Consider the following 22,040-nt stretch of genomic DNA (forward strand, 5'->3'; position numbering starts at 1 on the left):
CGCGGGCTCGGAACCGCCTTCGCAACACCCCGACATCGCGCTGCCTCCACCTCGTCGAAAGGTCTGATCTGGACAATCGGACTCAGTCGACAAGGGCAGTATGACAAGAAAGAAGATGGCGATGGCCACGCTGGCGACCTTGGTCGCGGCAGGGGCCGCGCTCGCGCATAGCGGCGCGACGGGTGTGGTGCGCGAACGCATGGAGGGGATGGTCGCGATGCGCGACGCCATGCGCGACGTGACGCCGATGATGCGGGGAGAGGCCCCCTATGACGCGGCACGCGTGGCCGAGGCCGGTCGCGCGATCGCGGCGCATGCCGGGAGCGAGATGACCCGGCTCTTTCCGGAAGGAAGCACCGACGGGGTCTCCTACGCGAAGGAGGCCATTTGGCAGGAGCCCGAGACGTTCGACGCCTTGGCCGAGGAGTTGCGCCGCCATGCCGAGGGCCTCGTGAAGGCCGCTCCGAACGGACTGACCGCGCCCGATCCCCATGCCGGCATGGCGATGGGCGGTTCCATGGCGGGGCACGAGGGTATGGCGATGCCGGGCCAGTCTTCGGCCCAAGCCGGCCCAGGCGCCGGATACTCGGTGGCGCAGCTCCTTGGCATCGAACCGCGCAGACCCGCGGAACAGGAGGTGCCGGGGGCCACGGCCGCGAAGGCCGAGGGCAGCTCCGCGCCCGGCTACGCGACGCTCGCCGCGCCCGACGTCTTCCGCCGGATCGGCGAGACCTGCGCGGCCTGTCATGGCCGCTACCGGGCGGGGAGCTGAGCATGCGTGGTCTGCTCAGAAGCGTCCTGCTGGCGGCCGCCTTGGCCGGAGGCGGCTATGCCGGGCTGCGCGCATGGCCGATCGGCGAGGCGGATGCGAAAATCTCCCTCGATGGGGATGCCCGGCGCGGCGCCTATCTGGCGCGGGCGGCGGGCTGCGTGGCCTGTCACACCGACACGGCAGCCGATGGTCCGGCGCTGGCGGGCGGCGCGCCGCTCGACACGCCATTCGGCAGCTTCGTGCCGCCGAACATCACGCCCGATTTCCAGCACGGCATCGGCAACTGGACCCCTGACGATCTCGCCCGGGCGCTGCGGGAAGGGGTGTCGCCCGAGGGCGAGCCCTATTACCCGGCCTTTCCCTTCGAGTTCTATGCGGGCTTCTCGGATCAGGACATCGCCGATCTCTGGGCCGCGCTGGCGACGGTGCCGGCGGTGGCCGAGACCCGGGCGGAGAGCGACATCGGCTTTCCCTTCAGCGTCCGGTCCGGGCTGAAGCTCTGGCGCGCGGCCGCGCTCAGGCCTTCGGATGCCGCGCCGGTGCTGGGTCGCTCCGAGGCATGGAACCGGGGGCGAGAGCTCGTGGAGGGCGCGGCGCATTGCGGCGCATGCCATGCCGGCCGGGGCCTCATGGGGGGCCTCGACGCGGCACCCTTCGGTGGCAATGACGACTTGCCGGGCGGCTCGGCGGCGCCGTCGATCCGGGCGGAGGCGCTGCGCGAGGGCGGCTGGACCGCCTCGGCGCTCGCCTATGCGCTGGAGACCGGCATCACCCCTTCGGGCGATGTGTTCGGGGGCTCGATGGCCGAGGTGGTGGAGCAGGGCACCGGTTTCCTCGACGAGAGCGACCGCCGCGCCATTGCGGCCTATCTGCTCGACCCCACGCCCCGGCCCGTGACGCCCGCGACCGACGAAGTCGCGCAGCTGCGCTGACCGCACCGAAATTGACGCGCCGGCGCGCCCTCGGAGCGCGCCGGGCCCATTCCATTCGAAAGACGAAGCGATGAACAAGACGATCATTCTCGGCGCCATGGGCGTCCTCCTTGCCGGCGGCCTGCTCTGGGTCGTATCGAGTCCGGACGATAGCAACATGGCCGGCCATTCCATGAGCCCGACCGACACCGGTGAAATCCCGCAGGGCGCGGCGATCGTCCGGGTGGCGCTGCCGGCGGAGCTCTCCGAGCAGGCGCAGATGGGCAAGCGCGCCTTCGAGGCGGTTTGCGCCGACTGCCACGGCGAGAATGCCGCGGGGCAGAACGGCGTGGCGCCGCCGCTGGTCCACAAGACCTACGAGCCGAGCCACCATGACGACTACGCCTTCCTTGCCGCCGTGCGCAACGGCGTGCGGTCGCATCACTGGGACTTCGGGGACATGCCTCCGGTCGAAGGGCTGACCGATGCGGATGTGGCGAACGTCGTCGCCTACGTGCGGGCCTTGCAGCGCGAGAACGGCATCGATTGACGGCCGGAAGGTGATCCCTTGGCGGCGAAGCGCCGCCGCGGCTTCGTCCCGGATGCGAGCCCCTTGTATCCGGGCCGGAACCTGCCATTTCTCCTTTCAAGATGCGACCTCGACATGTGATTCCCCGGCTCCTGATGGTCCTCTTCGGAGGGCTGCTGATGCTGTCCGTCGCGCTTTCGGGGGCAGGGGCCGCGACCGCCCTTGGCGAGGGTCAGGGACATGGCGCGTATCATCTCTCGATGCCCGAGCACGGTGACCCGCCTCCGGAAGAGGCCGGATCGGCCGAGTGTGCCTTGCTATGCCTTGCCGAACGATTGCGCCCCCTGCGCCCCGAGGGCTATCGTAGCCTGACCCGACGGACAGCGGTCGAGACGGGCTTTGCTCCGATCCTGATGGCGGGCCAGGCGCCCATGCCGCCCTGGCATCCTCCACAGAACGCCTGAAGTCCCGCGCCACCGCCCCCGATTGATCGGGCGCTCCCGCATCGCGGCCCATGCGCCGCAAGGACTTCAGACATATGACCCATCACCTTTCCCGTCGCGGCTTCCTCGCCACCAGCGCGGCCGCGGCCGCATATGCCACCATGCCCGTCGTCGGGCGCGCACAGGCTCTGGAGCCGCTGCTTCTGCGTGCGACGACGCGCACGCTCGATATCGACGGGCGCGCCGCCACCGTCATGGGGCTGCTCGGTCCGGACGACCGGCCCGGTCTCGCGCTCGATCCAGGCCAGCGCTTCGCGGTGCGGCTCGAGAACCAACTCGACGTCGAGACGCTGATCCATTGGCACGGGCAGATCCCGCCCAATGCCCAGGACGGCGTGCCGAACCTGCCTCTGCCTCCCATCGCCCCGGGCGAGAGCCGCGACTACGATTTCGCGCCGTTGCCTGGGACCCACTGGATGCACAGCCACCTGCCGCTTCAGGAGCTCGGGCTTCTCGCCGCGCCGCTGATCGTGCGCCGCGCCGAGGACCTTGCCGCCGACCGGCAGGAGGTGGTGATGTTCCTGCACGACTTCTCCTTCAAATCGCCCGAGCAGGTGATGGATGAGATCACCTCGGGCATGGCGATGCATGGCATGAACCATGGCGGCATGGCCGGGATGGGCGCGACGGGCGGCATGGACCACGGCGCGATGAGCGGCATGCTGGGGATGGATCACGGCGCGATGGCCGGGATGGACCATGGAGCCATGGCCGGGATGGATCACGGCGCCATGGCCGGAATGGATCATGGCGGCATGGCGATGACCGCCGATCTCAACGACTACGACTTCGATGCCTATCTGGCGAACGATCGCACGCTCTCGGACCCCGAGCTTGTGCAGGTCGAGCGGGGCGGGCGGGTGCTCCTGCGGGTGATCAACGCAGCCGCCGCGACGAGCTTCTGGATCGAGACCGGCGCGGTAGAGGCGCGGCTGGTGGCGGTGGACGGCCATGCCGTGCAGCCGATCTCCGGGCGTCGCTTCGGCGCGGCGATGGCGCAGCGGCTCGACATCGAGATCAATCTGTCCTCGGGCGGGGCCTTCCCGATCCTCGCGCTGCGCGAGGGCGCGCGCGAACGCACCGGGATCGTGTTGGCGAGCTCCGGGGCGCAGGTCGAGAAGATACACGGCACCGCACCTACCGCGGCGCCGGCCTTCGATCTGGATCTCGGGCAGGAGCGATCGCTGCGCGCTACCCAGCCGCTGCCCGAGCGCGCCGCCGAACGGCGGCAGATGGTGATGCTGGGGGGGCAGATGCAGCCCTATGTCTGGACCATCGACGGCAAGACGTGGGCCGAGCGCCAGCCGGTCCCGGCCGTCACCGGCGAAAGGGTCGAACTGACCTTCCACAACATGTCGTCCATGGGTCACCCGATGCATTTGCACGGGCACGTGTTCCAGGTCGTGGAGGCGGGTGGCCAGCGCTTCTCGGGCGCGGTGCGTGACACGGTCTACGTGCCTCCGATGGCTGCGGTCACCGTGGCGCTCGATGCCGGCGAGGCGGCACGCTGGATGCTGCACTGCCACCAGATGCCGCATCTCGCGAGCGGGATGATGACCGAGTTCGCCGTCGCAGCGAACTGAAGCGGGCCCGCTGCGGCCATTCCCTCCGGGTGGCCGCGCTCTCGTCTGTCCGATGCGAGCGGTCGGCCGGCTTGGCCGTGCCAACCGGCATGCGCTGGCGCGGGCCGGCCACCGCCCGCAGGACGGCGCCATGCAGAACGATCCCGGTCCCGGCATGCTCGCGGGGACCGAACCAAAACCTCAATCTCAGAGAAAGCTTCGACCAGATGTCGATCAATGCTCAACCGGGCGACGTGACCTTCACCACGCCCTGGAACGTGTTCAAACCCTATTTCTCCTACCTGCTGATGTTCCTCGGCATGGGCCTGATCTCGGGCTCCATCGTGCACGCGGCGCAGGAAGAGATGCGCCAGTATGCGCTTGTCCTGATGGCCATCGGCGCGGTGTTGTTCGCCTTCGGCTCCTACCTCAACGAGGTGCTCTTCAAGACCGGCATCCTCGGTGACAGCGTCCTCAAATACGTCTCGGTGTCGCTGCTCCTCGCGCTCGGCATCGGCATGGTCTCCGGGGCCGCGCAGCATTTCTACGATACCCCGGTCTTCGCCAGCTACATCGCGCCGATCGGCATCTTCGTATCCTCGCTCGCCTTCGCGATCCGTCAGGGCTATGTCCTGCACCGCCGGAACTGGGTCTTCATGATCCTGCTGGGCGTCGTCTTTGCGACCGTCTTTCACCTCGCCCTGCGCAGCTATGCCAGCAGCCTGCCGATTGGTGTCGGTCATCACGGCGTCGCGGCGGCGACGATGCACGGCGATGTGCATGACGACGGTCACGACCACGATCATTCGGTGCCGGACCATGGCACAGCGGCAACCACCCTCGGCGCTGCCCATTGATCTGTCGGTAGGTACACGCCGCCATCAGCTGTAGGCCTTCCAAGCCAAAGCCTGAATGTTGAACGGCCGCCCCAGGGCGGCCGTCTTTCTTCTCCGCGCACCGGCAGCCACGGGTCAGGCGTCGCTCAGCAGCTTCTTGCGGGAGGCGTATTCCTCCGGGTCGATCTCGCCCTTGGCGAAACGCATGTCGAGTTCGGCACGCGCGCCGGTTTTCCGGCCCGGTCCGGCGCCGTCGTCGAGCCGCCGGACCAGCCAGATCACCCCGGCGACCACGAGGCCAAGTACGATCAGCCAGAGCACCGGGCCGAAGACCATGCCGAAGCCGCTGCCGCCCCAGCCCATCATGTGCCCGTGACCATAGCCCTCCGGATCGGCGGAGGCCGGGCCCGCGATCAGGGCCAGGCCGAATGCAATGCGGTTCATCTTGGTCTCCATGGCTCGTTTCCACCACGAACCATGAGGGGACAGGGCCAGTGTCGCATTGATCTGCATCAACCGGGGCAGGGCGCCCAGCCGGTGCCGAAGCCATCCTGCTCGCTCGGACGCGCGGGCCGGGCCGCGCGGGCACCTCACCGCCCCGGGATCGTGTCAGCTCGCGTCCAGCTCGACCTCACCCTTCATGCCGGCTTCGAGATGGCCCGGAACGTTGCAGGCGTAGCCGACCCGGCCGTCCTCGGGAAAAGTCCAGACGATCTCGGCGCTCTCTCCCGGCTCCAGCAGCACGCTGTTGGGGTCGTCATGCGCCATGCCCATCTCCTGCATCTTCTCGTGATCGACGCGGCGCATGCTCATCATGCCCTTTTGCATCATCGCCTGCATCTCGTCCTCATGCGCGGCCCAGCTGTCGGGGGTGCCGAGGTTGAACTCGTGGATCAACCGGCCTTCGTTGCTCACGACGAAGCGGATCGTTTCGCCAGCGGTGACCTCGACCGAGGCGGGGGTATAGCTCATCTCGTCCATGGCGATCTCGACGGTCCGGTCGATCTCCGAAGGATCACCCGGTTCGCCGATGCCTCGGGCGGAGCCGTGGCCCGGCCCGGCGAGGGCCCCACCGGCGAGGGGAACGAGGGCGAGGGCGGTGATCAGGCTCTTCATGGGCGGTCCTTTCGCTCAGATGTCGGGAAAGCGCCGGACCCTGTCAGGTCCGGCGTGATAGCGCAAATGGGGGAAGCGGAGTTCTGCCGGGATCAGGCAGAGCAGTCGAGGAAGCCGCGATAGCCCACCCGCAGGCCCTCTTCGAGATGGAAGGTCATCTCGGCCTCGGCGCGGCGCAGGCTGCCATCGGTGTCGGTCCAGTCGGCGCCCGGGTCGGGCATGACGGAGACATCGACGCCCTCGGCCGCGAACCGCGCGCCGTCTTCCAGCGTCTCAACGGCGATCGGGCCACCGGCGGCCAGCGGGATCAGCACGCCAGACAGCTTGATCGCGCCGTTCTCGCCCGCCATGGCGAGGACCGGCTCGCCTTCGTTCGTGCGACGGAACTCGCAGGTCGCGTCGCGTTCGAGCGCGGTCTCGATCTCCTCGGGGCTCAATCCCGCCGGGTCGAGGCCGGCCAGTTGCGCGGAGCCCAACGCCTCCTCGACGGTGCCTTCCTCGGCGGGCGCTTCGGATTCGCCGAGCGCCGGGTCCGTAGCGATGCCGTTCTCCTCGATATCGGCGATCAGGTGGCGCATCTCGCCGATCTCCTTGCGCTGTGCGGCGATGATCTCGTCGGCGAGCTTGCGCACGCGCGGATCCTCGATCTGCGCCCGTTCGGAGGTCATGATCGCGATCGAATGGTGCGGGATCATCGCCGCCATGTAGCTGGTGTCGTCCACCGTCTCTTGACTACGAATGAGCCAGAGCGTCAGGCCGAACACCGCGACGGCGCCCGCGTAGATCGCGACATTGATCGCCTTGCTCGAATACATCGACAGCATGAAGCTGAGCATGATCACCGCCATCGCCGCACCCATCAGGAGCGCCATGTAGGTCCGGGTTTCGCTGAAGAAGACGTGCTCAAAGGCGTAGGTGTTGATGTACATCAGCCCGAACATCACCACCGTCGAGGTCGCGATCATCGCGGCGAAGCGCCAGTAGGACATGGAAACTCTCCTTTTACTGCCGGACCGGGGAGGGTCCGTTTACATACGAAGGGGCGCCGCCGGACCGGTGGCCCGGCGGCGCCCCGGTTGGTTCAGTTCGTCTCGAAGCCGACCCGCGCCGCCCGCAGGCGCAACGCGTTGCCGATCACCGAGACCGAGGACAGGCTCATCGCCGCGGCGGCGATGATCGGCGACAGCAGCAGCCCGGTGAACGGGTAGAGCAGGCCTGCCGCCACCGGCACGCCGAGGCCGTTGTAGAGGAAGGCGAAGAGCAGGTTCTGCTTGATGTTGCGGACCGTGGCGCGGCTCAGCCGCCGGGCGGTCACCAGCGCCGTCAGGTCGCCGCGGACAAGCGTGATGCCGGCGCTCTCGACCGCGACGTCGGCGCCGGTGCCCATGGCGATGCCAACATCGGCGGCCGCCAATGCGGGCGCATCGTTCACCCCGTCGCCGGCCATCGCCACGACGCGTTCCTCCGATTGCAGCCGCCGAATCGCCGCCTGCTTGTCGGCGGGCAGCACCTCGGCGATCACCTCGTCGATGCCGAGATCGGAGGCCACGGCGCGGGCGGTGACCGCGTTGTCACCGGTCAGCATGACGATCCTGAGCCCTTCCTCGTGCAGCGCCGCGATGGCCTTGGGCGTCGTTTCCTTGATCCTGTCGGCCACCGCGACCAGCCCGGTCGCGCGACCGTCGACGGCCACGAGGATTGCCGTCCGCCCCTTGCGACGCGCGGCATCGGCCCGCTCGGACAGGGATGCCGTGTCGGCGCCCGCTTCCTGCATCATCGCGACATTGCCGATCGCGACGTCGCGGCCCGCGACCCGGCCCGAGATGCCCTTGCCGGTGATGCTGTCGAAGCTTTCGACCTCGGGCAGGGGGATGCCACGCTCGTTCGCGCCCTCGACGATGGCGCGGGCCAGCGGGTGTTCGGACTGCGCTTCGAGCGCGGCGACGAGGCCGAGAAACTCCTCCTCCGCCATGCCCTCGGTTACCACCTCGACCAGCGCCGGGCGACCCTCGGTCAGCGTGCCGGTCTTGTCCACCACCAACGTGTCGACGGCGGCGAAGCGCTCCAGCGCGGCGGCGTTCTTGATCAGCACGCCGTGTCCAGCGCCCTTGCCGACGCCCACCATGATCGACATCGGCGTGGCGAGGCCCAGGGCACAGGGACAGGCGATGATCAGCACCGACACGGCGGAGACCAGCGCGAAGGCCATGGCCGGGTCGGGGCCGAAGAGGCTCCAGACCACGAAGGCAAGGAGGGCGACACCGACCACCGCCGGGACGAAGTAACTCGACACCTTGTCGGCGAGCTTCTGGATCGGCGCCTGGCTGCGCTGCGCCTCGGCCACCATGGCGACGATGCGGTTGAGCATCGTCTCGGCGCCGACCTTCTCGGCGCGCATCACGAAGCTGCCGGTCTGGTTCAATGCCCCACCGGTGACCGGGTCGCCCTCCGCCTTCTCGACCGGGATCGGCTCGCCGGTGATCATGCTCTCGTCGATCGAGGAGCGACCTTCGACCACCACGCCGTCCACCGGCACGCTTTCGCCCGGCCGCACCCGGAGCCGGTCGCCCGATCGGACCATGTCGAGCGGCACGTCACGCTCGCCCTGCGCGTCGACCAGCCGCGCCGTCTTGGGCGCGAGGTCGAGAAGCGCGCGGATCGCCCCCCCGGTGCGTTCGCGCGCGCGCAGTTCCAGAAGCTGGCCCAGCAGCACCAGCGTGACGATTACCGCCGCCGCCTCGAAATAGACGCCGACCTCGCCCTCGTGACCGCGAAACTGCGGCGGAAACAGCTGTGGAGCGACGGTGGCGACGACCGAGTAGACATAGGCGACGCCGACGCCGAGCGCGATCAGCGTGAACATGTTGAGGCTGCGGCGGACGATCGAGGCCCAGCCGCGTTCGAAGAACGGCAGCGCCGCCCAGAGCACCACCGGCGTGGCGAGGATCAACTCGATCCAGTCGAGCATCGGCGCAGAGATGATGGCGAAGGCATGGGGTGCGAAGTGCCGCCCCATCGCGATCACCGCCAGCGGTACGGTCAGCACCGCGCCCAGTACGAAGCGGCGGCGGAAGTCGAGATATTCCTCGCTCGGGCCTTCGGTCATCGGAATGCCCTTGGGCTCGAGCGCCATGCCGCAGATCGGACAGGAACCGGGACCGACCTGCTCGATCTCGGGATGCATCGGGCAGGTGTAAATCACGTCTTCGCGCTCGGTCGGCGCGGCCTTCAGCGCGGGATCGAGGAAGATCTCGGGCCTTGTGTCGAACTTCTCGCGGCACTTGGCCGAGCAGAAATAGAAGGTCTCGCCCTCGTGCTCGGACACATGCTTCGCGGTCTCGACATCGACCGACATGCCGCAGACCGGATCGGTCGCGGTGCGGTCGCCGGGCAGGTCGTGGTGATGCGCATGCGCATGGCAATCGTGGTCCATGGCGCGTCCTCCTTTGCTCCGAAAGCGCCGACTCGGCGCCCCGATGCCTAAGTATACCCCAGTGGGGTATATATCGTCGAGATACCCACATAGGGTATGTTCGGAACCGGTCGGATGGCGTATGGTTCCATGGGCCGGAGGCAGAAGGCTTGGCTGGAGGCGATGAGCATGCAGGAAAAGCAGAACAAGGCGGCGATCCAGAAGCGGCTGGCGCGGCTCGAGGGTCAGGTCCGGGGGATCTCGCGCATGGTCGAGGAGGACCGCTACTGCGTCGATGTGCTGGCCCAGACCGCGGCGGTACGTTCAGCGCTGAAGGCGGTCGAGCGGCTGTTGATCGAGGATCACACCAATCACTGCCTCGAAGCCGCGATCCTTTCGGGCAATCCGGACGAGCAGCGCACCAAGTTCCGCGAAATGGTCGCTCTGCTCGAAAAGGCGCGTGACTGATCCGCGATACGATCCGACAAGCCATGCCGTCGAGGTCGCATGATCCTGGCCATCGTGATATCCGCCGTCGTCGTGGCGCTGTGCAGCGCCATTCACTATGTCACGCTCAAGCAGGTCTCGGATGCGATCGCATCCGGCCCGGCCAATGCCCGGGGCCGTCATCTCTCCCTGACGATCGGCGCGATCACCGTGGCGCATGTGATCGAGGCGCTGATCTACACCTTCGCCTTTGTCTGGGCGGTGCAGGGATTGCAGATCGGCGACTTGAAGCCTTCCTCACCCGATGCGCCCGACCCGACGCTCATGGACTACTTCTATTTCTCGCTGGTCAATTTCACCACGCTGGGCCGCGGCGATCTGAACCCGGATGGCCACCTGCGCTTCATCACCGGGATCGAGGCATTCCACGGCTTCCTGACGATCACCGCCTCCGGCTCCTTCATGCTCCAGGTGATGGGCGGCAAGGCACCCTTGTCGGACGAGGGCTGACCCGTTCGCGCCGATCATCGGAAAGATATCCTTGCGATATCGAACTGGCCGAACCGAATCGGCCCGAATATTCTTGGTCTGTCACAGGCGACCAATCACGAGGCGAGTGGTATGCAGAGAAGACAGTTTATGACGCGGATGGCGGGGTTCGGTCTGACCGGGACTGCATTGCCGGGCCTGGCGCAGGCGCATGCGGGGGGCGCGCTGCCCGAAAAGTTCCTGCCACGCGAGGTCGAGATCGCATCGGGCATTCCCGCGGGCGAGATCCACGTGATGCCGGACGAGTTCGCGCTCTACTGGACGCTGTCCGAAGGCCGCGCGATCCGCTACAGCGTCGGCGTCGGGCGCGCGGATCTCTATCACGCCGGCAGCTACGTCGTTCAGGTCAAGAAGGAATGGCCGAGCTGGAAGCCGACCCCGGCCATGGTGCGGCGCGAGCCCGAGAAATACGAGAAATACGCCGAGGACGGCATGCCCGGCGGTCTCGACAACCCGCTCGGGGCACGGGCGCTCTATCTCTTCGTAGACGGCCGGGACACCTATCTGCGTATCCATGGCACCAACCAGCCCTCGACGATCGGTCAGGCGGTTTCAAACGGCTGCGCTCGGCTTGTGAACGACCACATCATCGAGCTTTACGATAAGGTCCCCTTGGGCACGAAGGTCTCCCTCTACCCGAAGGCGGGCAACCCGTATCGGCCGGACCAGCACGGGATGGACCACCACGCCTGAACGAGGTGACAAAGGCACGACGCCTTCAGGAGCGCCGCCCGAGATGTCGTGCTCAGCCGCTGGCAGCCTCGCCATTCGCCGCGATGCGCTTCTGATGGGAGCGCACGTATTCAGGCCATTTCTCATGCGATCGATCAAGGATTGCCTCGATCTCGAACTTGGCGGGACGATCCTCGAAGCTCGGCCTGTCGCGCTGATCTTCATTGCTGACCACCGACACCGCGCCAAACAAGGCTGATCTCGCGCGGCACCCGGGAGGGCTATCGAGTGGAGTCGATTGGGTCGTTCAGCAAGGTTCGGGCGGCGAGCTCCATTGCCATCGCTCTATCCGCTGGTGCGCGCGTGCGCGCATCGGATAGCGCCCACAGACGACGGGAGACTTTGGTTTGGCCCCGATGCGGACGCCGCCAATCGATTGTCCTTCGAAACCCACTCTACCTTTTCGTCCTCATCGCGTCCGCGCATCGGAGCCTGTGTGACATATGCGAAAGAGCTAAGAAGCAGGAGCCAGCGAGCGAATGGCGAGAGGCCCCGCAACGGTGCGGGTAGTGTCAGCGGGGTGAAAAGCGCGATGATCACCAGATAGGGGAGGGCCCGCGTGACGGCCCGGAGGTCGGCCTTTAGAAGATGCGCTTGCCAGTGCTCGGCATGTCTTTCATGCCCTTCAATATGCGTTCTGCGGATCGAAACGTAGGCTGTCACCCTCATCGAGAGAATGGCGAGAACGTTCGACCTCACAAACGCGTCCAGGCCGATATCGCCGTCGGCGCGCAAGACACGCCTGAAGTTGATGCCGATATCTGGAGAGGCCACAGCAAAGGCCGAGGAAGGCACCCCCGCTGCTACTGGGAAGCCCCATTGCTAGCGCAGCTTTTCGACTGGCGCTGCCGGATGCTCAGGGCCTCAAATGCACGGCCCGAACGGCGGCAGTCAGCACCGGTCTACTGATGGAAAGACTGCTATCCACACTGCGCCCTTCGTTTTCCCGAGGCAAATTCTCCATGCGCCGTGGTTGTTCCAGCCCTTTCGAATGGAGGTTGGGCTGAAGGATAGGGGACCGGTCCGGTACGATTTGGCCTGTGACAGCAGCCTAAGGGCGGAGTTCCCGCTCGGGTAAGGAGGAGTGGGGAGTCCGGAAGTGGAAAAATGACCCTGTTTAAGGCGTCATTCTCTTGAGCGAGAGCACATCAAGAAGAGGACAGTCCGGCGTGCCCGCTCCAGTGCAGCTCGAGATCGTTTCAGACAGAATGGTCTCGATGGCCTGAAGATCGCTAATCTTTGCCCGGACCACCTCGAGGTGATGGCGCCCCATCTTTTCGACATGAGCGCAGGTGTGTTCGCCTCGATCAACCAAGCTCAGCAGGCCTTGGATTTCTTTCATGGTGAAGCCGAGTTCCCGGGCGCGTATGATGAAACTCAGACGCTCGACATGCATCGCTCCATATTGCCGGTGGCCAGAGGGGCTGCGCGGCGGATCGGGCATCAGCCCGACATTCTCGTAGTAGCGGATGGTCTCGAGATTGCAGCCGGTGTGCTGCGCGAGTTCCGAGCGCTTCAACACAGTCGCATCGCCGTGACCGGATGGCATCGAGAAATCCCTTGATCCTGTAGTGGCTACAGACCCTACATTGCCGGTCACTACGCAGCAATCAAGGGCGCAGCGATGACATCTGGACATGAGAACAGGCAGCGGCAGGCTGGGCAAGTAGGCGCATCCGAAGGACCGGCCCGCCTTATGGCGAAGGCTTGGTCATGAGATCCGAGAATGAGCATCCTGCCTCCGACCCCGCCCGAACCGGCCTCTTGAGGTTCGGCCTGATCGGCACTGTGATCGTGGCGCTGTGCTGCTTCACGCCGATTCTGGTGGTCCTGCTGGGCGCGGTCGGGCTGTCGGCGCTTCTGGGCTGGGTCGACTACGTGCTGCTGCCAGCGCTCGCGGTGTTCGTCGGCATCACCCTCTATGCGCTCTGGCGGCGCCAAAGCACCAACTGAGAGAGTCTGCCATGAGAGATTGCTGCACCCCCAAGGGCGGTGCCTACAACCTTGCCGTCATCGGCGCCGGCTCGGCCGGGTTCTCGGCTGCCATCACCGCCGCAGGAGCTGGGGCGCGGGTTGCCCTGATCGGCGACGGGACCATCGGCGGCACATGCGTCAACGTGGGCTGCGTGCCTTCCAAGGCGCTGATCCGCGCGGTGGAGAGCCTGCACCATGCCCGCACCGCGAACCGGTTCGACGGCATCGAGGCCGGGGCCGGCGTCACCGACTGGGCCGCGACGGTGGCGCAGAAGCAGGTGCTCGTGGAGGAGCTGCGCGCGGCGAAATACGCCGACGTGCTGCCCCGGCACGAGAACATCGACTACGTCGAGGGCCGCGCCCGGTTCGATGATGCGGGCGGGCTCACCGTGGACGGCGATGCCTTCCCGGCGGCGAAGATCGTCATCGCGACTGGCGCCCGCCCGCATGTGCCGGCGATCCCCGGTATCGAGGCGGTCGACGCCCTCGACAGCACCTCGGCGCTGGAACTGACCACGCTGCCTGCCTCCATGCTGGTCCTCGACGCGGGTTACATCGGGGTGGAACTGGCGCAGCTCTTCGCCCGTGCCGGTGTCGAAGTGACGCTGATCAGCCGCCGCGGCGTGCTACCGGAAGCCGAGCCCGAGGTCTCCGAGGCGCTGGAGGGCTACCTGTCCGGAGAAGGCATCCGCCTGGCGCGGGTCAGTGGCTACGAGAGCGTGGCACGCGACGGTGGCAGCGTACGCCTGACGACCACCGCTGGAGAAAGCTTCGAAGCCGAGCAACTGCTGCTCGCCACCGGTCGGGTGCCGAACAGCGACGGGCTGAACCTCGACGCGGCCGGGATCGAAATGGATGCACGGGGCCGAATCGTCGTCGACGCGCGGATGCGCACCGCCAACCCGGATGTCTGGGCCGCGGGCGACGTCACCGGGCGCGACCAGTTCGTCTACATGGCGGCCTATGGCGCCAAGCTCGCCGCCCGGAACGCGGTAGCGGGCGAGGCGCGCAGCTATGACAACGGCACGATGCCCTGGGTGGTGTTCTCCGACCCGCAGGTGGCGGGCGTGGGGCTGAGCGAAGCACGGGCGCGGGCTGCCGGGCACGAGGTGGTCACCTCGGTTCTGCCGCTCGACGCCGTGCCGCGCGCGCTGTCCGCCCGCGACACGCGCGGACTGATCAAGCTGGTGGCGGATGCCGGGAGCAAGCGGCTGCTGGGCGCGCAGATCCTTGCCCCAGAGGGTGCCGACAGCATCCAGACCGCGGCGATGGCCCTCAGGGCGGGGCTCACCTACGAGGAGCTGGGTGATACGATCATGCCCTATCTCACCACCGTCGAGGGGCTGAAACTCGCCGCCCAGACCTTCGAGAAGGACGTGGCCGCGCTCAGCTGCTGCGCTGGGTGATCCCATGAGCGAGAGATCGAAGCGCGACCTCCTCAGCTCGGCCCGCGGCTCTGTCCTCGCATGGTGGCTGCCCATCGGTGCGATGGTCCTGGCGATCCCGTTGCCCGATGGACCCAAGACGGTGATCTGGCTGCTGGCGCTGTCATGGATGGGCGGGGCCTGCCTGCTCAATGCCCGACGCTGCGGCCGAGTGCATTGCCGCTACACCGGCCCCTTTCTGCTGGCGATGACGCTGCCGGTGCTGGGCCACGGCACCGCGCTGATGCCGCTGGGTGAGGATGGCTGGCTTTGGCTCGGCCTCGCGACTGGCGGGGGCACAGCGGCGATCTGGGGCCTGAGCGAACGACTGCTGGGCCGCTACCGTTGAGGCCCCGCTCCACTCCCTCCGGACCTATGTAAAACGAGGAGCAGAAATGACCGACACGCTCGACCTGATCGTCATCGGCGCCGGCATGGCCGGGATCAACGCCGCGAAGAAATGCAGCAAGGCCGGCTGGTCCACAGCCATCGTCGACGAGCTGCCCTATGGCGGCACCTGCGCGCTCAGGGGCTGCGACCCGAAAAAGATGCTGCGCGCCGGTGCCGAGGCGGTCGAGGCCGCGCGGCGACTGACCGGCAAGGGCGTCACGGGCGAGACCCGGATCGACTGGCCAGCGCTGATGAAGCACAAGGAGAGTTTCACCGACCCCGTGCCCGAGAGCATGGAGAGCGGGCTGAAGGAGGCCGGGGTGCGGACGCTGCATGGCCGCGCGCGCTTCATGGCCGAGGATCGGATCGAGATTGACGGGCATGGCGAGATCGCCTTCCGCCACGCGCTGATCGCCACGGGTGCGAAGCCGCGGCCGCTCGATTTCCCCGGCGCCGCGATGCTGATCGACAGCACGGAATTCCTAAACCTTGCAGAGCTGCCCCGCCGGATCGTCTTTGTCGGTGGGGGCTACGTCTCTTTCGAGTTCGCGCATATAGCGGCGCGGGCGGGAGCGCAGGTGACCATCCTCGATCGCGGCGCGCGGCAGTTGAAGAGGTTCGACCCCGACCTTGTCGACATGCTGCTGGACCGCAGTCGCGCCGCCGGGATCGAGATCGTCGCCGAGGCGTTGATTGAGCGGGTCGAGGATAAGGGTGGAGCGCACCGCGTGGTCTTCCGGACGGCGGATGGGACCGACGCCGTGGAGGCCGATCTTGTCGTGCATGGCGCCGGGCGGGTGCCCGCCATCGACCATCTCGACCTCGCCGCCGCCGGGATCGAAACCGAGAATGGCGGTGTGAAGGTCACGCCCTGGCTGCAATCCCCGTCGAACCCGCGCATCTTTGCGGCTGGCGACACCGCCGCCTCGCCCGGAAAGCCGCTGACCCCGGTGGCCGTCTTCGAGGGCAAGATCGCCGCCTCGAACATGCTCAAGGACAAGCGGACCGAGCCCGACTACACCGGCGTGCCGAGCGTAGTCTTCACCATTCCCGAACTGGCGCGGGTCGGCCTGCTCGAGGAGGAGGCGCGAGAAAGGGCCGATGTCGAGGTGAGCTTCACCGATACCTCGGGCTGGTTCTCGCAAAAGCGCTTGGGCGAAGGCCATGCGGGCGCGAAGATCATCACGGACAAGGACGGCAAGATCCTCGGCGCGCACATGTTCGGTCCGGACTACGCCGAACTAATCAATGTCTTTTCCTTGGCAATCAAGCTGGGGCTGACGGCGGCGCAGGTGAAGGCCATGCCGGCTGCCTATCCAACGGGAGCATCGGATATCGGGTCAATGTTCTGAGAGACCAGCAGCCCTTCGCTGTGCGATCCTCCAATGTCGGTTAAGGGCCGAACACTGTCATTGTAACATGGCCTCATCGCTTCACACCGCGCTGGAGAGGGTAGGGCCTGCTTCTGTCCAATATTTTGTGAATATTACTAAGAAGTAAGAACGGTCCCAGATACTGGGATCTGGATCGAAATACTTGCGCCAACCTTTGCGGCTTCAATTACAAGGCGTCCGCCGTAGCGTTTTGCGATGGCCTCGGTGATCGATAGACCGAGGCCACTGCCGCTCGACGGACCGATCTGGCCGAAGCGCTTCAAGGCCTTGTCGGCATTATCGGGCGACAGCCCGAGGCCGTCATCAACGACCCGGACGAGCGCCATGTTTCCTTTGCGCGTCAACTCTACCCGGACCGATTTCAAACTCGGTCCGCCATGGCGCCGCGCATTGTCTATCAGGTTCTTTACCGCCTCACCGGCATGCACCGGGTCCATGCGGACTGGAAGCGCGCGCGCGTCTACGGACAGCTCGAAATCCAGCCCTGCTTCCAATGCGGCTGCGCCTTCCACTGCGCAGACCTCTTCGATTGTGGGAACGAGGTCGATCTCTGGGATCTCGGTCTCGGGTGTAGCGTAGCGCAGCCTTTCGAGCGACAGCAGCTGTTCGGTCAGCCGAACCGAGCGGCGGGCGGCCTCGACGAGCGCATCGAGCCTTCGCTCGCGTTCGTCGGGGTCACCGGCGTCCCGTGCGGTCTGGGCCAGCGACAGGGTGGCCGTAGCCGGGTTGCGCAGCTGGTGGGCCGCATCCGAGATGAATGCCTGATGTGCCGCGATGCTGTCGCGCATCTGGCCGATAAGCCGATTCAGGGTGGCGACGATCCCGGCGACCTCGGGCGGGACCGGACGACGGATCGGGGTCAGGTCGTCGGGCGAGCGCAGCGCAATCGCGGCTTCCAAGTCGGTCAGCGGGCGGAGACCGCGTGCCACGCCGAACCACATCAGAACGGCAAGCACCGCGAGCAGGGCACCCATCGTTCTGAGCGAACGCAACGCCTGGGCGCGCGCAAAAGCGTGGCGATCGGCCGTGCGCTGCCAGACCGTCACCCGGGAGTCGCCGGTCAAGTTGCCAAGCGTGCTGCGCTCGACCAGCTGCAAGATGCGCACCTCCTCGCCACGATAGAGGGCTTTGCCGAGGGTGATCGGCCCCTCGCGCACTTCTGCTGGTCGCGGCGGGTAGGCGTATCCGGTGACATAGACGCCATCGGGGCCGGTGACGTGGTAGAATACCTCGCCGCCAGAGGCGTCATTCAGAAGGTCGCGGGTGGCCGGGGTGAGGGCATCGCCGCCAGAAACCGTGACATCGCGCGAGATCGCCAGCGCCGTGGCCAGCAGCGACCGATCGAAGACTTCCTCGGCGGTGGATTGTGCCACGGTGTACCGCCACGCCCCGAGCGCCACCGCGACCAGCATTAGTGGTACGAGGGTCAGGGAGAGTAGCCTGACGCGCAGCGAGATTGGCCGCCTCATGCGCGGTCGAGCATGTAGCCCAAGCCCCGCGCGGTCTTGATCGTCACGCCATGCGGCGCGAGGCGGCGGCGCAGGCGCGAGACATGCGGCTCGATCGCGGTGTCATCCACGTCAGCGCCGACGCCGTAGACATGGTCGGTGAGGCGCGACTTCGACACCAGCCGGCCGCGCCCCTCGAGCAGGCATTCGAACAGCGCCAGTTCGCGGCGGGGCAGGTCGAGTGGGCCCTCAACGGTGCCGAGCGTCCGCGCCTGCCGATCGAACCGTAGCGGTCCGATCGTTTCCACCACGCCGTAGTCGAGGTCGCGGCGCCGCGACAGCGCCCGGATGCGCGCCTCAAGCTCGTCCATCTCGAAGGGCTTCACGAGGTAGTCGTCGGCCCCGGCATCGAGGCCGCGTACCCGGTCGGCAGTCTCGCCGCGCGCCGTCAGCATCAGGACCGGTGTGCGATCATCTCGCGCCCGCATGGCTCGCAGCACCTCGATCCCGTCGAGCCCAGGCAGGTTGATGTCGAGCACCACCAAATCGGCGCCCTCGGCCGCCAGATGCGCGTCTGCTTCGCGGCCGTCGCCCAGAAGGTCGGTCGAATGGCCGCGATCGCGCAGGCGGTAGGCGATGGCGCTCGCCAGCCCTTCGTTATCCTCGACGATGACAATTCTCATTTCTTTGCAAGCTTCGTGCAAGGTTGGTGCGCCATGATGCTTTGGTTCGGGGGCGAGGTGAAGCCCCCGCAGGCGCCGGTGGCGGGGAGGAGCCCGACCATCGGCATCCGAAACGTTGGGAGGACGACATGACGAAATTCACGCGCGCCGCGCTTGCGGCGCTGATCGCCGCCACCCCCTTCGCCGCGACCGCCGAGGTCGATCTTTCGGGCGAGACCGTGGAATGGGTGATCCCCTTCTCGGAAACCGGTGGCTCGGCCAAATGGGCCAACTTCTTCGCGCCGCTGCTGTCCGAGGCGCTGCCGGGCCAGCCCACCGTGGTGGTCAAGTTCATGCCCGGTGCCGGTTCGACCAAGGGTGCCAACTGGTTCCAGGAGCAGGAAGAGGGCGACGGCACGCTCATCTTCGGCTCCTCGGGCTCGACCCAGTTCCCCTATCTTCTGAACGACCCGCGCGTGCGCTACGAGTACAACGACTGGGTTCCGGTGATGGCGTCGGGCACCGGCGGCGTCGCCTATCTGGAGCCCGAGGCGGGCGCCAAGTTCGACGGATCGGCCAACGCGCTCAAGGACATGGATTTTATCTATGGCAGCCAAGGCGCGACCCGGCTCGATCTCGTGCCGCTGCTGGCTTGGGAAATGCTCGGCATGAATGTGGAGCCGGTCTTCGGCATCAAGGGCCGCGGTGACGGCCGACTGATGTTCGAGCGCGGCGAGGCCAATATCGACTACCAGACCACCTCCGGCTATCTCGGTGGCTCGGCCGATCTGGTTGAGCAGGGAATGGCCGTGCCGATGATGACCTGGGGCGCGCTCGATGAGGACGGCAATATCGTCCGCGATCCGACCTTCCCCGACATCCCGACCTTCAAGGAAGTCTGCGAGGCCACCGACGGCTGCGAGACCTCTGGCGAGGCATGGGACGCTTGGAAGGCGTTCTTCGTCGCGGGCTTCCCGGTGCAGAAACTGGCCTTCTTGCCGAAGGGCACCGATCAGGAGGTGATCGACACATATGTCGCGGCCTTCGAGGCGGTCCGCAACCGTGAGGATTTCGAGCAGATCTCCACGCAGACCGTGGGTGAATATCCGGTCTTCGTCGGCGAAGGCGCCCAGCGCGCGCTTCAGCAGGCGACCTCGGTGCCGCAGGAAGCCAAGGACTACGTCAAAACCTGGTTGCGCGACTCCTACGGGGTCGAGCTCGAGGGCTGAGGCCCTCGCCGGCGCCCCGTCCTCCCTCCCCCTTCGAGGGCGGGGCGCCTCCGAATTCCATCCCTGACATGTGAAGGCGACCCTCATGGAGATGATCGCAACGGCCCTGCCTGCGCTCAGTCAGGCCTGGGCCCTGATATTGCAACCGATGGTCCTCGCCTATCTGGTGCTGGGCGTGGTGATGGGACTTGCGGTCGGGGTGTTCCCCGGACTTGGCGGCATCGCCGGGCTGTCGCTGCTGCTGCCATTCATGTTCGGCATGGACCCGGTGATGGGTCTCGCGCTGATGATCGGCATGGTTGCGGTGGTGCCCACCTCGGACACTTTCGCCTCCGTGCTGATGGGCATCCCCGGCTCCTCGGCCAGTCAGGCCACGGTGCTCGATGGCTTTCCGATGGCCAAGCGGGGGCAGGCGGCGCGGGCGCTCTCGGCGGCATTCACATCCTCGCTGTTCGGCGGGCTGGTGGGCGCGGCCTTCCTGACCATGTTCATCCTCGTGGCCCGTCCGATCGTGCTGGCCTTTGGCCTGCCCGAGATGCTGATGATTACGGTCTTCGGCCTGTCGATGGTGGCAATCCTCGCGGGCCGCGTCGCGCTCAAGGGCGTGGCGGCGGCGGGGCTCGGTCTTCTGGTCGGCACGATCGGCGAGGCCGACGCAGGCGGCTCATTGCGCATGTCGACCTATGACATCCCCTACCTGATCGACGGGCTGCAACTGGTGATCGTGGGCCTGGGCATCTTTGCGGTGCCCGAAATCGTCTCGCTGCTGCGGCAGGACCGTGCGATCTCCGAGGATGCGCGGCTCGGCGCGGGCTGGGCCGACGGGGTGCGCGACTGGTTCGCCAACAAGTGGCTCTCGGTCCGCTGCTCGATCATCGGCGTGGTTGTCGGTGTCATCCCGGGCCTCGGCGGCTCGGTAGTGGACTGGATCGCCTATGGTCATACCGTGCAAAGCACGCGCGACACCTCCGAGTTCGGGCTGGGCAACGTTCGTGGCGTGATCGGACCGGAAAGTTCGAACAACGCCAAGGAAGGCGGCGGCCTCGTGCCGACCCTGCTGTTCGGCATCCCCGGTTCGGGTTCGATGGCGATCTTCATCGGCGCGATCGCGCTTCTTGGGACGGGCGATATCGAGGTCGGCCCCGCCATGCTGCGCGACAATCTCGACATCACCTACTCCATCGTCTGGCTGCTGGCGCTGGCCAATGTGGTCGGCACGCTGCTGTGCATCGCGGCCTCGGGCGGGATCGCCCGGCTCACGACGATCCGCTTCACCTATCTCGCGCCCTTCCTGTTCATGCTGATTGCCTTTGCGGCGTTCCAGTCGGGCCAGAACTTCGAGGACCTGCTGGCGCTCTTCGCAATCGGCCTGATCGGCGTGTTCCTGCGCCGTTTCGACTGGTCGCGCCCGGCCTTCCTGATCGGTTTCGTGCTGTCGAATCCGGTCGAGAAGTTCTCGAACCAGGCGGTGCAGATCGCCTCCTTCCGCTTCCGCAAGAGCTTCGAGGAGGGGATGGAATACGTCTTCTCGCCGATCGTGATCGTGCTGATCGTGATCACCGTGCTGTCGGTCGTGTTCGGATTGCGGCAGGCCAAGGCCATCGCCGCCGAGGGCGAGGTGCCCACCGGCTCCAAGCGCGCGCCGCTGGTGTTCCTGATGGTGGTGATGGGCTATGTCATCGCCGCGCTGATCAATGCCAATGCCATCCCTGACTACAACATGACCGACAAGATCGTGCCGCTGGTGGTGGGCGGCGTGACCTTGGCGGCCTGCCTCGTGCTGCTGGTACAGATGATGCGCCGGCCCGAAAGCGACGCGGTCTTCGCCGACAAGGAGATGGCAGGCGAGGATGCCGACGCGCCGCACGGACTCTGGGGCACGCTGGCATGGTTCGCGGGGCTCATTGCCGCGACCTGGGTGGTGGGCTTCATTCTTGCGCTGGCAGGCTTCCTCGTGGCCTTCTTCCGCATTCGTGCGGGCTGCGGCTGGGGCAAGACGCTTCTGCTGTCCGCCGCGGGCATCGCATTCATGTGCCTGATGGCAAGCGCGCTCAACCGCGACTTCCCGCCAGGGCTCTTGCAGGACGCGATCGATCTGCCTTGGCCGCTGCGCTGAGATCCCGGCCCGGCTCCGAACAGGGGCCGGGCCC

Annotated in this window: 23 protein-coding genes; 15 read left to right on the forward strand and 8 right to left on the reverse strand. The window is 66.7% G+C overall.

Annotated elements, in window-relative coordinates; translation table 11 throughout:
- The first annotated feature begins 121 nt into the window (after positions 1 to 121).
- The 6 genes from O4G76_RS15955 to O4G76_RS15980 all read left to right on the forward strand — a co-directional run bounded on the left by O4G76_RS15955 (position 122) and on the right by O4G76_RS15980 (position 5,134).
- Positions 122 to 772, forward strand: coding sequence for a cytochrome c (locus O4G76_RS15955; RefSeq protein WP_269398250.1), 651 nt, complete (start codon positions 122 to 124; stop codon positions 770 to 772).
- 2 nt (positions 773 to 774) lie between these two features.
- Positions 775 to 1,704: a cytochrome c gene (locus tag O4G76_RS15960; RefSeq protein ID WP_269398251.1), complete on the forward strand. Its 930-nt coding sequence runs from the start codon at positions 775 to 777 to the stop codon at positions 1,702 to 1,704.
- A gap of 70 nt (positions 1,705 to 1,774) precedes the next feature.
- Positions 1,775 to 2,233: a cytochrome c gene (locus O4G76_RS15965; protein WP_269398252.1), complete on the forward strand. Its 459-nt coding sequence runs from the start codon at positions 1,775 to 1,777 to the stop codon at positions 2,231 to 2,233.
- A gap of 134 nt (positions 2,234 to 2,367) precedes the next feature.
- A complete protein-coding gene (locus O4G76_RS15970; RefSeq protein WP_269398253.1) occupies positions 2,368 to 2,676 on the forward strand; it encodes a hypothetical protein in 309 nt (102 codons plus the stop codon).
- A gap of 74 nt (positions 2,677 to 2,750) precedes the next feature.
- A complete protein-coding gene (locus O4G76_RS15975) occupies positions 2,751 to 4,298 on the forward strand; it encodes a multicopper oxidase family protein (RefSeq protein ID WP_269398254.1) in 1,548 nt (515 codons plus the stop codon).
- Positions 4,299 to 4,504: 206 nt separating this feature from the next.
- Positions 4,505 to 5,134, forward strand: coding sequence for a hypothetical protein (locus O4G76_RS15980; RefSeq protein ID WP_269398255.1), 630 nt, complete (start codon positions 4,505 to 4,507; stop codon positions 5,132 to 5,134).
- Positions 5,135 to 5,248: 114 nt separating this feature from the next.
- On the opposite strand, the gene O4G76_RS15985 is transcribed toward O4G76_RS15980, so the two are convergent.
- From O4G76_RS15985 to O4G76_RS16000, 4 genes are all read right to left on the reverse strand, one after another.
- A complete protein-coding gene (locus O4G76_RS15985; RefSeq protein WP_269398256.1) occupies positions 5,249 to 5,557 on the reverse strand; it encodes an SHOCT domain-containing protein in 309 nt (102 codons plus the stop codon).
- A 165-nt stretch (positions 5,558 to 5,722) separates the two neighbouring features.
- On the reverse strand, positions 5,723 to 6,229 hold the full coding sequence (locus tag O4G76_RS15990) for a plastocyanin/azurin family copper-binding protein (protein ID WP_269398257.1): 507 nt from the start codon (positions 6,227 to 6,229) through the stop codon (positions 5,723 to 5,725).
- A gap of 92 nt (positions 6,230 to 6,321) precedes the next feature.
- Positions 6,322 to 7,218, reverse strand: a complete 897-nt coding sequence (locus O4G76_RS15995) for a DUF305 domain-containing protein (RefSeq protein ID WP_269398258.1) — start codon at positions 7,216 to 7,218, stop codon at positions 6,322 to 6,324.
- Positions 7,219 to 7,310: 92 nt separating this feature from the next.
- Positions 7,311 to 9,662, reverse strand: a complete 2,352-nt coding sequence (locus tag O4G76_RS16000) for a heavy metal translocating P-type ATPase (RefSeq protein WP_269398259.1) — start codon at positions 9,660 to 9,662, stop codon at positions 7,311 to 7,313.
- A gap of 168 nt (positions 9,663 to 9,830) precedes the next feature.
- Between O4G76_RS16000 and O4G76_RS16005 the strand changes: the two genes are divergently transcribed.
- The 3 genes from O4G76_RS16005 to O4G76_RS16015 all read left to right on the forward strand — a co-directional run bounded on the left by O4G76_RS16005 (position 9,831) and on the right by O4G76_RS16015 (position 11,330).
- The gene (locus O4G76_RS16005; protein ID WP_085897830.1) at positions 9,831 to 10,109 is read left to right on the forward strand and encodes a metal-sensitive transcriptional regulator; all 279 of its coding nucleotides are present in this window, start codon (positions 9,831 to 9,833) and stop codon (positions 10,107 to 10,109) included.
- A 39-nt stretch (positions 10,110 to 10,148) separates the two neighbouring features.
- Positions 10,149 to 10,598, forward strand: coding sequence for an ion channel (locus O4G76_RS16010; RefSeq protein ID WP_269398260.1), 450 nt, complete (start codon positions 10,149 to 10,151; stop codon positions 10,596 to 10,598).
- Positions 10,599 to 10,736: 138 nt separating this feature from the next.
- Positions 10,737 to 11,330, forward strand: coding sequence for a L,D-transpeptidase (locus O4G76_RS16015; RefSeq protein ID WP_269398281.1), 594 nt, complete (start codon positions 10,737 to 10,739; stop codon positions 11,328 to 11,330).
- Positions 11,331 to 11,382: 52 nt separating this feature from the next.
- On the opposite strand, the gene O4G76_RS16020 is transcribed toward O4G76_RS16015, so the two are convergent.
- Positions 11,383 to 11,562 (reverse strand): hypothetical protein, encoded by a 180-nt coding sequence (locus O4G76_RS16020; RefSeq protein WP_269398261.1) that lies wholly within the window; start codon positions 11,560 to 11,562, stop codon positions 11,383 to 11,385.
- Between the two features lie 924 nt (positions 11,563 to 12,486).
- Complete coding sequence (locus O4G76_RS16025) at positions 12,487 to 12,918, reverse strand: helix-turn-helix domain-containing protein (protein WP_269398262.1); 432 nt, start codon at positions 12,916 to 12,918, stop codon at positions 12,487 to 12,489.
- A gap of 164 nt (positions 12,919 to 13,082) precedes the next feature.
- Here O4G76_RS16025 and merF point away from each other — a divergent pair, with 164 nt between their 5' ends.
- The 4 genes from merF to O4G76_RS16045 are packed head-to-tail and all read left to right on the forward strand — an operon-like array spanning position 13,083 to position 16,509.
- The gene (merF, locus tag O4G76_RS16030; protein WP_269398263.1) at positions 13,083 to 13,322 is read left to right on the forward strand and encodes a mercury resistance system transport protein MerF; all 240 of its coding nucleotides are present in this window, start codon (positions 13,083 to 13,085) and stop codon (positions 13,320 to 13,322) included.
- A gap of 11 nt (positions 13,323 to 13,333) precedes the next feature.
- A complete protein-coding gene (merA, locus tag O4G76_RS16035; protein WP_269398264.1) occupies positions 13,334 to 14,749 on the forward strand; it encodes a mercury(II) reductase in 1,416 nt (471 codons plus the stop codon).
- Between the two features lie 4 nt (positions 14,750 to 14,753).
- A complete protein-coding gene (locus O4G76_RS16040) occupies positions 14,754 to 15,116 on the forward strand; it encodes a hypothetical protein (protein ID WP_269398265.1) in 363 nt (120 codons plus the stop codon).
- A 46-nt stretch (positions 15,117 to 15,162) separates the two neighbouring features.
- A complete protein-coding gene (locus O4G76_RS16045) occupies positions 15,163 to 16,509 on the forward strand; it encodes an NAD(P)/FAD-dependent oxidoreductase (protein WP_269398266.1) in 1,347 nt (448 codons plus the stop codon).
- Between the two features lie 137 nt (positions 16,510 to 16,646).
- Here O4G76_RS16045 and O4G76_RS16050 read toward each other — a convergent pair whose 3' ends face one another.
- Both O4G76_RS16050 and O4G76_RS16055 read right to left on the reverse strand, forming a co-directional pair.
- On the reverse strand, positions 16,647 to 18,020 hold the full coding sequence (locus O4G76_RS16050; RefSeq protein ID WP_269398267.1) for a sensor histidine kinase: 1,374 nt from the start codon (positions 18,018 to 18,020) through the stop codon (positions 16,647 to 16,649).
- Positions 18,017 to 18,682, reverse strand: a complete 666-nt coding sequence (locus O4G76_RS16055; protein WP_269398268.1) for a response regulator transcription factor — start codon at positions 18,680 to 18,682, stop codon at positions 18,017 to 18,019. The genes O4G76_RS16050 and O4G76_RS16055 overlap by 4 nt, the downstream gene beginning before the upstream one ends.
- A gap of 128 nt (positions 18,683 to 18,810) precedes the next feature.
- Here O4G76_RS16055 and O4G76_RS16060 point away from each other — a divergent pair, with 128 nt between their 5' ends.
- Positions 18,811 to 19,890: a tricarboxylate transporter gene (locus O4G76_RS16060; RefSeq protein WP_269398269.1), complete on the forward strand. Its 1,080-nt coding sequence runs from the start codon at positions 18,811 to 18,813 to the stop codon at positions 19,888 to 19,890.
- Positions 19,891 to 19,975: 85 nt separating this feature from the next.
- Positions 19,976 to 22,006 (forward strand): tripartite tricarboxylate transporter permease, encoded by a 2,031-nt coding sequence (locus O4G76_RS16065; protein ID WP_269398270.1) that lies wholly within the window; start codon positions 19,976 to 19,978, stop codon positions 22,004 to 22,006.
- Positions 22,007 to 22,040: the final 34 nt, after the last annotated feature.

The organism is Limimaricola sp. G21655-S1 (genome assembly GCF_027213785.1).
Classification (GTDB): domain Bacteria; phylum Pseudomonadota; class Alphaproteobacteria; order Rhodobacterales; family Rhodobacteraceae; genus Limimaricola.

Coding starts and splice junctions, on each gene's coding strand:
- O4G76_RS15955 (WP_269398250.1), top strand. CDS start 122: ATGGCCACGCTGGCGACCTTGGTCGCGGCAGGGGCCGCGCTCGCGCAT.
- O4G76_RS15960 (WP_269398251.1), top strand. CDS start 775: ATGCGTGGTCTGCTCAGAAGCGTCCTGCTGGCGGCCGCCTTGGCCGGA.
- O4G76_RS15965 (WP_269398252.1), top strand. CDS start 1,775: ATGAACAAGACGATCATTCTCGGCGCCATGGGCGTCCTCCTTGCCGGC.
- O4G76_RS15970 (WP_269398253.1), top strand. CDS start 2,368: ATGGTCCTCTTCGGAGGGCTGCTGATGCTGTCCGTCGCGCTTTCGGGG.
- O4G76_RS15975 (WP_269398254.1), top strand. CDS start 2,751: ATGACCCATCACCTTTCCCGTCGCGGCTTCCTCGCCACCAGCGCGGCC.
- O4G76_RS15980 (WP_269398255.1), top strand. CDS start 4,505: ATGTCGATCAATGCTCAACCGGGCGACGTGACCTTCACCACGCCCTGG.
- O4G76_RS15985 (WP_269398256.1), bottom strand. CDS start 5,557: ATGAACCGCATTGCATTCGGCCTGGCCCTGATCGCGGGCCCGGCCTCC.
- O4G76_RS15990 (WP_269398257.1), bottom strand. CDS start 6,229: ATGAAGAGCCTGATCACCGCCCTCGCCCTCGTTCCCCTCGCCGGTGGG.
- O4G76_RS15995 (WP_269398258.1), bottom strand. CDS start 7,218: ATGTCCTACTGGCGCTTCGCCGCGATGATCGCGACCTCGACGGTGGTG.
- O4G76_RS16000 (WP_269398259.1), bottom strand. CDS start 9,662: ATGGACCACGATTGCCATGCGCATGCGCATCACCACGACCTGCCCGGC.
- O4G76_RS16005 (WP_085897830.1), top strand. CDS start 9,831: ATGCAGGAAAAGCAGAACAAGGCGGCGATCCAGAAGCGGCTGGCGCGG.
- O4G76_RS16010 (WP_269398260.1), top strand. CDS start 10,149: ATGATCCTGGCCATCGTGATATCCGCCGTCGTCGTGGCGCTGTGCAGC.
- O4G76_RS16015 (WP_269398281.1), top strand. CDS start 10,737: ATGGCGGGGTTCGGTCTGACCGGGACTGCATTGCCGGGCCTGGCGCAG.
- O4G76_RS16025 (WP_269398262.1), bottom strand. CDS start 12,918: ATGCCATCCGGTCACGGCGATGCGACTGTGTTGAAGCGCTCGGAACTC.
- merF (WP_269398263.1), top strand. CDS start 13,083: ATGAGATCCGAGAATGAGCATCCTGCCTCCGACCCCGCCCGAACCGGC.
- merA (WP_269398264.1), top strand. CDS start 13,334: ATGAGAGATTGCTGCACCCCCAAGGGCGGTGCCTACAACCTTGCCGTC.
- O4G76_RS16040 (WP_269398265.1), top strand. CDS start 14,754: ATGAGCGAGAGATCGAAGCGCGACCTCCTCAGCTCGGCCCGCGGCTCT.
- O4G76_RS16045 (WP_269398266.1), top strand. CDS start 15,163: ATGACCGACACGCTCGACCTGATCGTCATCGGCGCCGGCATGGCCGGG.
- O4G76_RS16050 (WP_269398267.1), bottom strand. CDS start 18,020: ATGAGGCGGCCAATCTCGCTGCGCGTCAGGCTACTCTCCCTGACCCTC.
- O4G76_RS16055 (WP_269398268.1), bottom strand. CDS start 18,682: ATGAGAATTGTCATCGTCGAGGATAACGAAGGGCTGGCGAGCGCCATC.
- O4G76_RS16060 (WP_269398269.1), top strand. CDS start 18,811: ATGACGAAATTCACGCGCGCCGCGCTTGCGGCGCTGATCGCCGCCACC.
- O4G76_RS16065 (WP_269398270.1), top strand. CDS start 19,976: ATGGAGATGATCGCAACGGCCCTGCCTGCGCTCAGTCAGGCCTGGGCC.